Origin of the sequence: Paraburkholderia sp. CNPSo 3272, from assembly GCF_024206495.1 — a bacterium.
Classification (GTDB): domain Bacteria; phylum Pseudomonadota; class Gammaproteobacteria; order Burkholderiales; family Burkholderiaceae; genus Paraburkholderia.
The window spans coordinates 1-12,777 of record NZ_JAMBPQ010000056.1 but is presented as its reverse complement, the minus strand read 5'-3'; the positions used below and the strand labels follow the sequence as shown (position 1 = coordinate 12,777).

At 61.9% G+C, this 12,777-nt stretch carries 10 protein-coding genes; 2 read left to right on the top strand and 8 right to left on the bottom strand.

Going from position 1 to position 12,777, the window contains the following annotated elements; all coding sequences use genetic code 11:
- Nucleotides 1–86: 86 nt before the first annotated feature.
- From M3I53_RS34935 to M3I53_RS34905, 7 genes are all read right to left on the bottom strand, one after another.
- Entirely contained in the window at nt 87–890 is an 804-nt protein-coding gene (locus tag M3I53_RS34935) for a hypothetical protein (protein ID WP_254320344.1), read from the bottom strand.
- A gap of 54 nt (nt 891–944) precedes the next feature.
- Complete coding sequence (locus M3I53_RS34930; RefSeq protein ID WP_254320343.1) at nt 945–1,400, bottom strand: hypothetical protein; 456 nt, start codon at nt 1,398–1,400, stop codon at nt 945–947.
- A 59-nt stretch (nt 1,401–1,459) separates the two neighbouring features.
- Nucleotides 1,460–2,509 carry an integrase domain-containing protein gene (locus M3I53_RS34925; RefSeq protein ID WP_254320342.1) on the bottom strand — a complete coding sequence of 350 codons (1,050 nt, stop codon included), beginning with the start codon at nt 2,507–2,509 and terminating at the stop codon, nt 1,460–1,462.
- A gap of 1,668 nt (nt 2,510–4,177) precedes the next feature.
- The gene (locus tag M3I53_RS34920; protein ID WP_254320341.1) at nt 4,178–6,040 is read right to left on the bottom strand and encodes a hypothetical protein; all 1,863 of its coding nucleotides are present in this window, start codon (nt 6,038–6,040) and stop codon (nt 4,178–4,180) included.
- Nucleotides 6,041–6,042: 2 nt separating this feature from the next.
- Nucleotides 6,043–6,438, bottom strand: coding sequence for a GtrA family protein (locus tag M3I53_RS34915; protein ID WP_254320340.1), 396 nt, complete (start codon nt 6,436–6,438; stop codon nt 6,043–6,045).
- Nucleotide 6,439: 1 nt separating this feature from the next.
- Nucleotides 6,440–7,432, bottom strand: a complete 993-nt coding sequence (locus M3I53_RS34910) for a glycosyltransferase (protein WP_302057971.1) — start codon at nt 7,430–7,432, stop codon at nt 6,440–6,442.
- A gap of 109 nt (nt 7,433–7,541) precedes the next feature.
- Nucleotides 7,542–8,378, bottom strand: a complete 837-nt coding sequence (locus M3I53_RS34905; protein WP_254320338.1) for a glycosyltransferase — start codon at nt 8,376–8,378, stop codon at nt 7,542–7,544.
- 89 nt (nt 8,379–8,467) lie between these two features.
- Between M3I53_RS34905 and M3I53_RS34900 the strand changes: the two genes are divergently transcribed.
- Nucleotides 8,468–9,520: a transposase gene (locus M3I53_RS34900; RefSeq protein WP_254320367.1), complete on the top strand. Its 1,053-nt coding sequence runs from the start codon at nt 8,468–8,470 to the stop codon at nt 9,518–9,520.
- A 13-nt stretch (nt 9,521–9,533) separates the two neighbouring features.
- Here the strand turns inward: M3I53_RS34900 and M3I53_RS34895 are convergent, their stop codons facing one another.
- On the bottom strand, nt 9,534–10,796 hold the full coding sequence (locus M3I53_RS34895) for an oligosaccharide flippase family protein (protein WP_254320337.1): 1,263 nt from the start codon (nt 10,794–10,796) through the stop codon (nt 9,534–9,536).
- A gap of 246 nt (nt 10,797–11,042) precedes the next feature.
- Here M3I53_RS34895 and M3I53_RS34890 point away from each other — a divergent pair, with 246 nt between their 5' ends.
- On the top strand, nt 11,043–12,437 hold the full coding sequence (locus M3I53_RS34890; RefSeq protein WP_254320336.1) for a phosphomannomutase/phosphoglucomutase: 1,395 nt from the start codon (nt 11,043–11,045) through the stop codon (nt 12,435–12,437).
- Nucleotides 12,438–12,777: the final 340 nt, after the last annotated feature.

The window sequence follows — 12,777 nt, the reverse complement described above, 5'->3', positions numbered from 1 at the left end:
GTAAACCGATCGACGGACACTGAGTGCAAGTGTGCCGTCGATCCCCTTTGTGGCGGCGTCGTTACGCCATGCTGTGTTGAAAGCCCTTAATCGAGCGCTGTCGCCTTCGTCCGCTTACGGTTCGTCGCCGGGGCGAATTCGGCACGCCACTCATCCTGCGAAATGCACGGTAGTCCCAGTGCCTCAGCGACGCGTTTGAACGCACCCGCGGTGTCGAGAAGATCGCGCTGCGCGATCACCTTGTGGGCGAGTCCATGCATGATTTTCTCGGGCGCACCATTGAGTCGCGCAGCGGTCAATTCGGTTTCGAAATCGACAGCGCGGTTCAAGACAGCGGCGATCGGCATCTTGAATTGCTGAGCCTTCGCAAAAGACGTTGATCCCGGAAGCGCCGCCTCGGGCAATAGCGTGATCTCCGCTTCACGCGCATATTCGGCCACGATGGGGTAGACCTCCTCGAGGGCGGCGTTCGCTGGGGCGTCGGTACAGAGGATCCTGATGCAGGGCGCAGCCACACCCGCCGCACTTAATTCCGCAAGCGTTTCTACGGCAGCCTGCTGTGACGCGGTGTCCGGAGACGTCGACACGACAATCGTTTTCAGCTCGGTAAGAACGGGGCGCCTTGCCTGGATGAATGCGATCATGGCTTTCCGGTCTTCAGGCGACACGTCGATAATTCCCCCGCGCCGGGATGTCATCAAGGTGCAGTAGTGATCCTGAAGTGCTGTTTCACTTGCCGCCAAATGCATGTTGCTCCCTTGTTCGTCGGACATATGAAGCGGGCGAGGATTGATAAGCAATCCTCCAGTCTGTGCGTGAAGAACTTGCGCTGCTGAAGTTTGCGCGGCACCGTTCGAGCTTTGAAAGTGAGCCACAATCAGATGAGTCATGGTTGATCCTTCGATGTTTGTAGATGGAGCGATGAAAGGCGTTGAGAACATTGCTTACTTGAGATCAACGTCGGTGCGAACCGTATCCTGCACGCACGCTTCGCGCTTGGCCCGGCGTCTGCGACTGCGGGCGAGTTGCGAGGATTCGAGCGGCTGGTAGGTTCGCAAGCGAAATGCATCCCACTGTCGGTTCTCGATGGGGCGACGAATACGCGGGATCACGACGGAGCGCAGAACCTTGCCGCTGTAGCCTGCGTGCAGGCATACAAGGAGCACGGCGCTAAGTGCGACCAGCGCGTCATCGACATGGCAGTCCCGGTAGTCGAGATGGCGCGCGTATGCATGAAGCGCGTCCTCCGGAATATCGAGGATGGAAGTGGGCGATAGACGGTGCGATTGGAGGAAGTCTTCAAACTGTCGCCATGGTGGTAGCAGCGTTTTGACGGCGTTCTCGCTGCTGTATCGGTTAAGCGCGCCACGCGCTTCCTCGGTGAGTGGGGATTCCAGCATGTTGTCTTGCGCCTATGTAAGTGTTTGGTTTGCAGCCGTGAGGTAATTTGTAGTGCAGATTAAAAGAATTTTTTTCTGGGCCTGTTTCCTCCATGATTCGTTTGAAAACGGCGTCCACGCGCTGGCCTTCGCCGCCTGTCGGCAGGCTCGGGAGACGCGGACCGATCCTCTGGGCGGCTCGTCGCGGACACGGCGGGGTCCTTCGTTTGCTTGCGGGGAACGAAGTCGCTCGGCAAGTGGATTTTTTCTGGGAACCGATGGCGGATCTGCCAGCAGTAGACCTCGAGAATCATCTTCACTCGCGACGGTCCGTGACCGAGGCGGTCCGAGAGCTGGGTCAGTACGTCGACTGGTGGCACTCCGCGATCCAGTGCGGCGTTAGCGAAGTCGACCGCATACGTGAATCGCAGACTGTGGCTCGCGAGTTCCCGACGCATTGGCAATTGCTCAAAGCGCGATTTCAGGCGGGACTTTGCGCTTTTAAGATCGTCGTGGCAGCCGCTCACCAACTCAAAGTCGCGATCGCGGCAGAACGCCAGCGCTGCGCTGATTGCGTCGAGCGTCTCGTCGATATGGTCGGCCAGCACTTCGGTGCGGCGCGGGCGGCCGTTCTTGGCTCCGCGTTCGACAGGCAGGCGTCGATCTCCCTGCAAGATCAGATCTCGCCACATTTCCAGTGACTTGCCGCACATGAGTGCCTCGCGCATGCGAAGTCCAAGCCAACGCATCAGGCGAATCACGTGCACGACGCTGCTGTCGAACGCCTGCGCTGCGGCGAGCAGGTCGCTGAATTCCTGGGGCGTACGCGCTCGATGCCTGCCATGCCGGTCTCGTCGCTCGAGCTGGAGGTCTCGACTGCGGGTTGAGCGGGAGACATCCTGGCCGGCCGTACCTTGAATCACTGAGAGCGACGCTCGATAGTTCGCGAGGGTGCCAGGTTTCATCGCCCCGGCGACAAGGAACCAGACGAAGAACTCGAGCATCCAGTCTTCCGCCTGATCCACTGATTCCAGCGTATGGCCAATGCGCGCGGCGAAGCGCGAGAACTCGCTCCAGTGGAGGCGCCGATGCTTCTGTGAGTCCTTGCTTCCACCTGCTTCGCGGCTCATTTGTGCGGCGTGGTTGACGCCTCGTGACCTTCGTCCCATAGGGGGCTCCTTTCCCGTGTCGGCTTTTCCGCCTGTACCTGAGCCTCATGCGCGGGCGGGACGCGCATGAGGGCACCCTGTTGCCACCGGTTGCGGTGGCGACGTGTCCGCAGGGGACACGTGATTGAGCTGAGCCAACGAGGGTGCGACGTTGACCTGCTGTGATTCGGAAGCGCAAGGAGATGGGCAGAGGCGGTTTAGCTGAGGGTCCCCGGCTCGAGCCGGTGGAAAGGTCTGCGCGTTTGGAAGTGAGAGCCCGAGGCGGGATGAACATCGCGTGCCGCGTCGCGGCGCATCCGATGTTCAACCGCATTCGTGTGCATGCAGCACGTGGGCGATGACGGCTCGCGTGAGGGCGAGCACGATGGGGGCGGAATTCGCGCGAGAAACATCGCGCCGAATTCACGCTTGATGGCGTGTGAAACGATTGATGTGCGCCAGAGCGGCGCGTCGCAGACCGAATCGATCGATGGACTCGAGAGGCTCGAGTGTTTCAAAGATGCAAAGGATGCCTACTGTTATCCGCATTCGGACAATTGAGGCGTGCTGATGACCCGGTCACACCGGGAAGCAATCCATACCTTTGGATAAACTGCGCAAAACAGCGGCGCGCCACGCTCAGGTGGCGAGTCATTTGAGACGTCCTCGGTGTCAGAGGAACAAGCGATGGCGCGCGCATACGGGCATGTCGCCTCAGCCCGAATCGTCCTAACGGACGGGGCGAAAGTCAACGCGTCGAATGTGCTGCACGGATCGTCGCTCGGTGCGAGCGCAAGCAGGGAGAACACGCGCAGATAAAGCCGCGTGCGTTTTCACGTGGGCGTGCGGCGAACCGCAGCAAGGAAGATAATTTCGCTGGACGGACTACTGGAGTCGTGCCGGAGGCGGTAAGGCTCACTCAGCATTGCAAGGGAGCTCGACCGAAGTCGTCACTGTTGCAGGGTGCCAGTCAAGCAATGGGCATGGATACCATGCCGAGTCGATGCGTCAGAGACGCTTGATGCAGAAGCAACATTAGCACAGTGTTTTGCGGTTGAAAATGGCAATCATCTGATTTTTCGAGAGCTTTGAAAAGGCGCATGAATTTTTTGACGCCAGGCATCGAAACACGCGTAAAAACATGCGTCTTTCACTCCCGATTAGCAGGATCAACGGCGTCGACTAGACGTCGAGCCGTTCCTGAGGATCGCTTCTGACGTTCAAGCGTAGAGCGGTAACTTTCCTACCTGCCTTGATTGGCCTTCAGTCGATCAGCCAGCAGATCCTCTTCGCCAGGGCTGTCACGCCTGGTTCAATGACTCGATGCGGGATCAGGCCGAGGTCTTTTGGCCAACGGTTTGGCCTTAACGCCCCACAGACTTTCTTTAAGCGATTGAGATCTGTTATGTGTCGTTGCGACGCACGATCTTTTTAGTGTCGCAGGCCCGTCAGCGCATAAAGCGTCGATGCGCATTTAAGGACCAAAGAGGGCAGGCAACCGACGATTTGCCCGGATCAGAGATTGTTGAACCAAGAGGCCCGAGAAACGACGAGGTGAGCTGGCGGTCGTGTGACAGTCCCTGCAAGTGCGGCGCGATCTTCGATAGATTCAGGCGGCGTCCGCTCAGGACGCCGTTCTTGCAATCGACGTCATTGGCCCGTACGCAACGACACGCTGCACCACTGATAGACCACTACGCCTGTGCCGATCCCTGCGCGGTAAGGCACGCACGTTGAAGGGTCCAGCGTGAATCCGTTGCGCTCGAAGACGGGCACGGCAGCTTGGGCGTCGGCGCGGTTCGCCGCGACAGGATCCCGCACGTCGTCGGCACGCAGTCCAAGCTCACATCGTTTGTCCCCGCCTGTTGCAGGCATGACCGACGCATGCAGGCGCAGCCGTCCGAGTGTCCAGCGCAGCGCATTGCAGCCGCCTTCGCTATGGGTCAGGCGCAAGCCATCGACGATGCCATTAAACGTCGTGACGCTGTCGATACGCCAGTTGTAGTCGCCATCGATGATTGCGTTGATCGGCCCGCCTCGTTGCCGAGCGACTTCTCTCATGCTTTCGCGGAACGCCGGCGTGCCCGGGAAGCTGCTGTCCAGCTGCATGAATGCCACCTGGTCGGGAAACAGCGTCGCGAGCCATGCGAGGCCCTTGCCCTGGGTTGACGCGAGCACGACGGTGGTGCGTTGCGGATCGGCGATGGTGGGCGTCTGTGCATGCCAGAGCGGATCGGCCCAGCCTTCATGCCCCCAAGTGCGCGCGCCGCCCGTGACGACCACGCCGCTAGCGATCACGAGAATCCAGATGGCGAGACGCCGTGCCGTCGAGGCTGGGAGCAACTGATGCAGCAGGATCCACGCTACGAGCGGCGTCAGCATTTCGATGACGACGATGTAGCGGTAGATGCTGAATCCCTTCATCCAGACGAGATAGCCGAGCGCCACGAAGACCACGATGAAACGTGCGCGCGGCGCGAGCGCGGCGACTTTACGGCCTGTGATCGTCCGTATCGCACTGAGCGCGACCCACAGCCAGAACAGAACGTACACCACCGGCCAGATAATTTGCCGTATCGGCGTTTCGCCTACGCGTTGCGAGTGAAGGGTGAAGATGAACGGCCAGAGCACCGTTTCGAGCCATCCGTGCGGCAGCCAGCGCGGGTCCCCCATTGCGTTGGGCTGCACGAGCGGAGTGGGGAACAGGTTGCCGAATTGCGGATACAGCGGATTGCCGAACGTCTTCCACATCTGCCACGGCCAGTACGCTCCAGTCGCAGCGAATCCGAGCAGTACGCCCACGCCAAACAGGAAGGCCAGACGCAGTCTGACGACAGCACTGCCGGGATAGGACAGGAGCGCCGCGCATAGCGCGACCGCAAACACAGCGTTGGTGAGCTTCAGACCGACACTCAACCCGACCGCAATACCGGCTGCAATCGCGATGCCAATCGAACTCCACCGCCAGAGTCCGAGTCGCGCCCAGCCGGACACGAGTATCAGCACGCTGGCGAGTCCGAAAAGCGCTGTCGTGTCGTCGCCCATCGAGCTGCCGAGCCCGGACAGGAAGTTCGCCGTGACGCAGCCCGCCAGCGCAAGCAGGAGCGGCACGCGATAGCGGTCTCGGTCCGGCAGATCGGGCAGTACCGATTGCACGATCCCAAGCACGAGCACGAAGCTTAGTCCGTGCAGCGTGCCCATCAGGAATCCCATTACACGCGAAGGCAGATGCGTGTACCCAAGATAGAGCAGCGTATCGAGCAGCGGGTTGAAATAGGATTGCATGCCCGCGGGCGCGATATCGAGCCGCAACTTGCCGTGCAGCCACGCGAACGGGTTGTACATGTGATAGTTGTACAGATCCCAGTTCGAGTCGGCGCCAAGCCACAGCGAGTACAAGCCGAAGCACAACGGCACCAGCACCCGGGCAAGTGCGAGCGCGTGCGGCGTGTTCAGCCGCATGGTGAGCGAACGCGACGACGTTGCGGGAGAAAGCGGATCGATTTGCGACACGGTTATCGTTGGGGGCGGTGACGGAACACCCACCAGCGGGCGGATGCGAAGTTGACGGCGAGGCCGGCGAGCGAACCCGCGGCGACACCGAGGAAGGGCACGTACGCCGTGTGCGGCAAGGTCAATATCACGGCGCAGTAGGCGGCATAGTTGAAGCATCCGCCCGCGGACATCGCGGCGAGATAGCGCCACCACTCATGCCATGCCGAGCCGGACCTGCGGGCGTCGAACGTGAACCGGCGGTTAAGCTGCCATGTCACCCAGACCGCAACCAGAAACGATGCGGCGCGCCCCGCGAAATAGCCGGAGCCAAGGTGTAAGGCGACCCATAGCGTACCGGCGTCGGCGACGAAGCCGATTGCGCCGACCAGCGCAAAACGGAGTACCTGGGCACGCATGTCAGTGCGGCTCTGCCGGCGGCTTTGGCGCAGGGTGCAGCAGGTAGGCAAAGCGCTTCGCCTCAGCGCGTCCGCGCGTCACCGTATCGAGCACGATGCCGCACGTGAGCACGATCGCGCCGAACAGCATGAGCGCGGCACACAGGAGTGCGGTCGGTAGCCGCGGCACAAGGCCCGTGTGAAGGTATTCGTCGATAACGGGCACGGCGAGCACGACCGAAAGCAGCGCGCAAATGAAGAAGCCGAGCGAGAAGAACAGCAGCGGCCTTTCGGCCTTGAAAAGCCGCGCGATCATCAAGAGGATACGCATGCCGTCGGACCACGTATTGAGCTTGCTTTGCGAGCCCTCTGGGCGTGCGCCATACGCCGTGGCGACTTCGGCAACAGGCATGCGCAGCTCGAGTGCGTGGACCGTGAGCTCGGTTTCGATTTCGAAGCCCGCGGCATGAGCGGGAAACGACTTCACGAAGCGCCGCGAGAATGCGCGGTAGCCCGAGAGCATGTCGGTGAAGGTCCGGCCGAAGAGCGTTGCGACGCAATGCGTGAGCACGCGGTTGCCGAAGCGGTGGCCCGGGCGATATGCCTCGCGCTCGTCGGAGACACGCGTACCAACCACCATGTCGAGTGCATCGTCGACCAGCGTCTGGACGAGTTGCGGCGCTGCCTTCGCGTCGTAAGTCCCGTCGCCGTCGACCATGACGTAGACGTCGGCGTCGACGTCGGCAAACATGCGACGGATTACGTTGCCCTTACCCTGATCGGCGGCAGCGCGCACGACGGCGCCAGCCTCGCGCGCAACCGCCGCGGTGCGATCCGACGAGTTATTGTCGAAGATATAGATCGTGGCCGTAGGCAGAGCCTGCTGAAAGTCCCGCACAACGGCGCCAATCGTTGTCGCCTCGTTATAGCAAGGCACGAGTACCGCGATACGTGGTGCGGCCGACGTTTGCGATGCTTGTGACACTAAATCCTGCCGGCCGGATTGGCAATCCATGGTAACTCTGCTTCCTGTTTTTGAGGTTCGCGCAATTATATGGCCTCCGTATCGGCCAGCAGCGCGATCGTTGGCTCCGCGGAGCGCGGCCAACATTTGAATAGGTCAATTACGCGCCGCGCGCAAATAGCGCGCGCTTCATTCTGTGCAAGGTGCGATACGGCGTCACGAAGTGCAGCAGGCTCTTCGCCACGCCGGCCCAGTCACGCCAGTTCAGCACATTCAGATAACGCAGTTGCAGGCGCAGCGTCGAGACGATCTGCCGCCGCCGCTTCGTCGCGCTGATCCCGCCTTCATTCAACTCATAGTACAGCCCAAGTTCCGGCAGATTCGCGCACTCATAGCGCTCCATCAATCGCAGGAACAGGTCGAGGTCCTCAGCAGCCGGATACTGCACGCGATAGTTGCCCACCGCGAGCACTGCATCGACACGCAACATCACCGAAGGATGCACGAGCGGCGAGCGCAAGAGCCGCGAGCGACGCAGCGCACGCGCATCGCTGCTCGGACGCAGCATGAAAAGCGGCTCGCCCGCACGATTGACCACCTGGGTCCAGGTGCCGAGCGCAGCGAGCCCGGGCTCCGACTCCATGCGCGCGCGCTGTTTCGCGAGGCGCTGCGGCGCGGCGAGATCGCCCGCATCGATACGCGCTGCGTAGCGAAACCCGCGCGCCGCGAGCGCCTCGACACCCGCCTGCAAAGCACGCTCAATACCGCCATTCTTCGCCATCCGCAAAACTTCCACGCACATGCCCGGCACCTCAGGCGCGACGATGGGCGGCGTGCTGCCATCGTCGACGACGAGCGCGTAGATGGTGGCGTCCTCATCGAACGAAGCGAGCGTGCGTGCGACGTCGTCCTGGCCATTGTATGCGGGCATGAGCACGGCGACGTCGGCCAGCGCGCCCTCGCGTCCGTCGCTCGTTGGGAGCTCGGCGGGATTCATCAGTTGCTCCGAGAAACTCCGCCATTCATGGCGGGGACGAGAGAAGCGCCGCTGCTTGACAGCGGCATTCCGAAGTTAAAATGACCGGCATGATCCGTGTCTACCGATACCGAGTCAAGTCGCTTAACGGCTTGCTTAACAAACAAAGCCGCGCAGTGAACTACGTGTGGAATTTCTGCAATGACACGCAGAAGCACGCGCTCAAGTGGGGCAAGAAGTGGCCGACAGGCTTTGACCTCAATGGTTTGACGACCGGCGCCAGCAAGGATCTCGGCGTCCACTCCGGCACGGTGAATGCGACTTGCGAACAGTACGCGAAGTCGCGCAGCCAGCACCGACGGCCTTATCTGCGTTATCGAGGCAGGAAGTCTCTCGGCTGGGTGCCCCTGAAGGGCCGCGACCTGAAGCGCGAAGGTGAGGCTTTCCGTTTTGCAGGCAGCACCTTCCGCGTATTCACGAGCCGTCCGCTGCCCGAAGGCAAAATCAAGGATGGGACCAGCTTCGCGCAGGATGCGCGCGGCAACTGGTTCCTCAACATCGCGATCGAGATCGCGGATACGCCTGCGCGCCCCATCAGGACCGGCGTCGGCGTCGACCTTGGCCTGAAGGATTTCGCGACCCTCTCCACAGGCGAGAAGCTTCCGAATGATCGTTTTGGCCGGCAGGCTGCCGAAAAACTCGCGAAGGCCCAGCGCGCGCATAAACACAAGCGGCATATCGCTAAGCTGCACGCGAAGGTGGTAAATGCCCGCGCGGATTTTCAGCATAAACTTGCGCTCGATCTGATTCGGCGCTTCGATTACATCGCGGTCGGCAACGTGTCGGCCGCCAAGCTCGCCAAAACGAGGATGGCGAAGAGCGTCTATGACGCATCCTGGAGTTCCTTCCGGGACAAGCTCCGCTACAAGGCGATCGCGCACGGGGCTACGTTCGAAGAGGTGAACGAGAGCGGTTCTACCCAGTCCTGTTCGGCGTGTGGATCGAAAGACAGCACGACGCGGCCGAAAGGTATCGCGGGATTGCGAATAAGAGAGTGGACCTGCAGTAGCTGCGGTATCGTGCATGATCGTGATATCAACGCTGCGCTGAACATTCTCCGATGCGGACGTGCATCGCCAGTTGTGGGAATCCCGTGCCGTTAGGCATGGGAGGGCGTCAAGAAGCGAGTTTGAAGCGGATGTAGTAGAGGTTCACGCAGGCCGCCGCGAGATAGCCCGCCGCGAGCCCGCACAGCGTGCCATACGAGCCGAGTGGCGGTATCGCGATGAGATTCACGGCGAACGCCACCGCGAGCGCGAGCAGCCATTTCGCGAGCAGCACGAATTTCGCCTGATACTTAAGCACGACGAGGTTGCCGATGGCCTCGAGTCCCGCCGGCACCGAAAGCCACACGGCCCAGCGGAAGATGCCGATCGCGCCTTCATAGTCCGGCCCGAACACGCGGCCGATGATAAAGCCCGCGAGCGCATCGAGCACGAGCGCGCCTGCCACCATCAGCGCGGCCGTCATCGCGAAGAGGCGCACGAGGTTGCGGCGCAACTGCGCGGTCTGCTGCACGCGGTAGACGAAGGCGGGTGCGATCGTCTGCGAGAGCATGAGCGCGAGCGTGATCCAGTTCTCGTTGAGTTGTTGTGCAGCCGAGTAGCGGCCGAGATCGGCGAACGAGATCGTGCGCTCGAGCATCAGGCGATCGAGCTTCAGGAACAGATACATGCAGATGAGCCCGAGCCAGAACACCGTGCCCGCGCTCGCGAAATGCTTGAAGAGCGAGCGGTCCACGTGCCAGCCGAGTTTGCCGCCGTGGCGGCGCCGGAAGTAAAGCACGAGCACAGCGCCGATCGCCGCCGATTCGAGCGCCCAGAGCCACCCGAAGGTGGCGGGCGCGAACGCCGCGCGCGCAAGCAGAAACACGAGCAGCGCCTTGATCACAGCCGTCGTCATGCTCGCGAGCAATTGCGGCTTGCTATACGTCATGCTCTGCAGCCAGGCGTTGATCACGCCCACAAATGGCTCGCGAAACAACATCGTCACGGCGAGCCCGGCGAGCATCGCGCCGACGAGCGGATCGGTCACGCCGAGCGCAATGCCGGCCCACGTGAGAAGCAGCGCCGCCGCCGAGACGCCAATGCGCAGCGCGAACGCACTGCCGAGCACGGTGCCGAGCTGGCCCGGCGGCCGGTTGACGATGGTGGGTACGAGAATCTCGGCGCCGCACACCCACGTCACGGGCGCAAGCACGAGCAGCAGCGTGTTGGCGTACTGCCACTTGCCAAATATGTCAGGGCCGAAATAGCGCGCGAGGACGCCGCTGATAGCGATGGCCACCGCGATCTGCGTGACGCGCTCGAGACCGAGCCACACGATGTTCGCAAACGCGCGCGCGACGTCGGGATTGCCGAAGCGCTTGAGGCTCAGCATCGCGCCTCGCCGTGGCGGGAGGCGCTAAAAAAGGGGCAGGCACGGGCCATGCGCACTCTCTCCGCCATTTTTGACGAATATTTTGGCGATAAAAGGAAACGGCGAAGCATTAAAATGGGTACATACCACTGCCGAAAGACGGCAATTATAGTTTGTAACGGATCCCATTTTTCGTAACGCGAAAGGCTTTCAAATGCCTGTCCGTGTTACGAATAGACCCGAATCCCATCAGGACGTGAGCCCAACATGATTTCGAAATCGATTTTCAAGGCATATGACATTCGCGGCGTGATCGGCAAGACGCTCGACACCGACACCGCGCGCGCTATCGGCCGCGCCTTCGGCAGCGAAGTGCGTGCGCAGGGCGGCGACGCGGTGGTGATCGCGCGCGACGGCCGACTCTCGGGTCCGGATCTCTCGCGTGCACTGGCCGACGGCCTGTGCGAAGCCGGCGTCGACGTGGTCGACGTCGGCATGGTGCCCACGCCCGTGGGCTACTTCGCCGCGAGCGTGCCGCTCAAACTGGTGGGCGGCGAGCGCAACGTGGACTCCTGCATCGTCGTGACGGGCAGCCACAATCCGCCTGACTACAACGGCTTCAAGATGGTCCTGCGCGGCAAGGCGATTTACGGCGACCAGATCCTCGCGCTGTACGACCGCATCGTGGCCGACCGTTTCGACGCGGGCGAGGGCAGCTACACGAAGTACGACATCGCGGACGCCTATGTCGATCGCATCTTGAGCGACGTGAAGCTCGCGCGTCCGCTGAAGATCGTCGTCGACACCGGCAACGGCGTGGCGGGCGGCCTGGCGCCGCGTCTGTTCAAGGCGATGGGCTGCGAGCTGGTCGAGCTCTTCACGGAAGTGGACGGCAATTTCCCGAACCACCATCCGGACCCGGCACACCCCGAGAATCTGCAGGACGTGATCCGGGCGCTGAAGGAAACCGATGCGGAAATCGGCTTCGCGTTCGACGGCGACGGCGACCGTCTGGGCGTCGTGACCAAGGACGGCCAGATCATCTACCCCGATCGTCAGCTCATGCTGTTCGCCGAGGAAGTGCTTTCGCGCAATCCGGGCAAGCAGATCATCTACGACGTGAAGTGCACGCGCAATCTCGCGAAGTGGGTGAAGGAAAAGGGCGGCGAGCCGCTCATGTGGAAGACGGGCCACTCGCTCGTGAAGGCGAAGCTGCGCGAAACCGGCGCGCCGCTCGCGGGTGAAATGAGCGGCCACGTGTTCTTCAAGGACCGCTGGTACGGCTTCGATGACGGCCTGTACACGGGCGCGCGTCTGCTCGAAATCCTCTCGCGCGTGGCCGATCCGAGCAAGCTGCTCAACGACCTGCCGAACTCGCACGCCACGCCCGAGCTGCAGCTGAAGCTCGAGGAAGGCGAAAACTTCGAGCTGATCGGCAAGCTGCAGAAGAACGCGAAGTTCACGGGCGCCGACGAAGTCATCACCATCGACGGCCTGCGCGTTGAATATCCGGACGGCTTTGGCCTTGCCCGCTCGTCGAACACCACGCCTGTGGTCGTGATGCGCTTCGAGGCTGACAACGATGCCGCGCTCGCGCGCATCCAGGCCGACTTCAAACGCGTGATTCTCGCCGAGAAGCCGGACGCGAAGCTGCCGTTCTAAGTCACCGGGGCCGCCGCGCTCCTTGCGGCTCCTTGCGGTCATACGACGCGCCCAACGGCGCCGCGCCAGTCACGGCGCGGCGCCGTTTGCATCGTGCGCCCAGCATGGGCGCACTCCTGCGGGCGCAAGTCCCGCCATAAGCTGGTCATAGCGAATGAAGTGAAGCGCAACTGCATGAGGGCGACCGAGTGTGGGGAGGAAGCGTGGAGCGTAAATCGCGAGCCGATGAACAAGAACCGCATATGAGGCGCTATGGAGCAGGGCGAGCGGGCGATGAACCGCGAAGCTCTTGTGACCAAGGCGAAGTAGCGTAGATGCGGCGGTTGTGCGATGAAGGAGT

Bases quoted from the DNA above. Each gene is read 5' to 3' on its own strand.
- M3I53_RS34905 (WP_254320338.1), bottom strand. From the start codon at position 8,378: ATGAATCCCGCCGAGCTCCCAACGAGCGACGGACGCGAGGGCGCGCTG.
- M3I53_RS34910 (WP_302057971.1), bottom strand. From the start codon at position 7,432: ATGGATTGCCAATCCGGCCGGCAGGATTTAGTGTCACAAGCATCGCAA.
- M3I53_RS34900 (WP_254320367.1), top strand. From the start codon at position 8,468: ATGATCCGTGTCTACCGATACCGAGTCAAGTCGCTTAACGGCTTGCTT.
- M3I53_RS34925 (WP_254320342.1), bottom strand. From the start codon at position 2,509: ATGAGCCGCGAAGCAGGTGGAAGCAAGGACTCACAGAAGCATCGGCGC.
- M3I53_RS34930 (WP_254320343.1), bottom strand. From the start codon at position 1,400: ATGCTGGAATCCCCACTCACCGAGGAAGCGCGTGGCGCGCTTAACCGA.
- M3I53_RS34915 (WP_254320340.1), bottom strand. From the start codon at position 6,438: ATGCGTGCCCAGGTACTCCGTTTTGCGCTGGTCGGCGCAATCGGCTTC.
- M3I53_RS34935 (WP_254320344.1), bottom strand. From the start codon at position 890: ATGACTCATCTGATTGTGGCTCACTTTCAAAGCTCGAACGGTGCCGCG.
- M3I53_RS34890 (WP_254320336.1), top strand. From the start codon at position 11,043: ATGATTTCGAAATCGATTTTCAAGGCATATGACATTCGCGGCGTGATC.
- M3I53_RS34895 (WP_254320337.1), bottom strand. From the start codon at position 10,796: ATGCTGAGCCTCAAGCGCTTCGGCAATCCCGACGTCGCGCGCGCGTTT.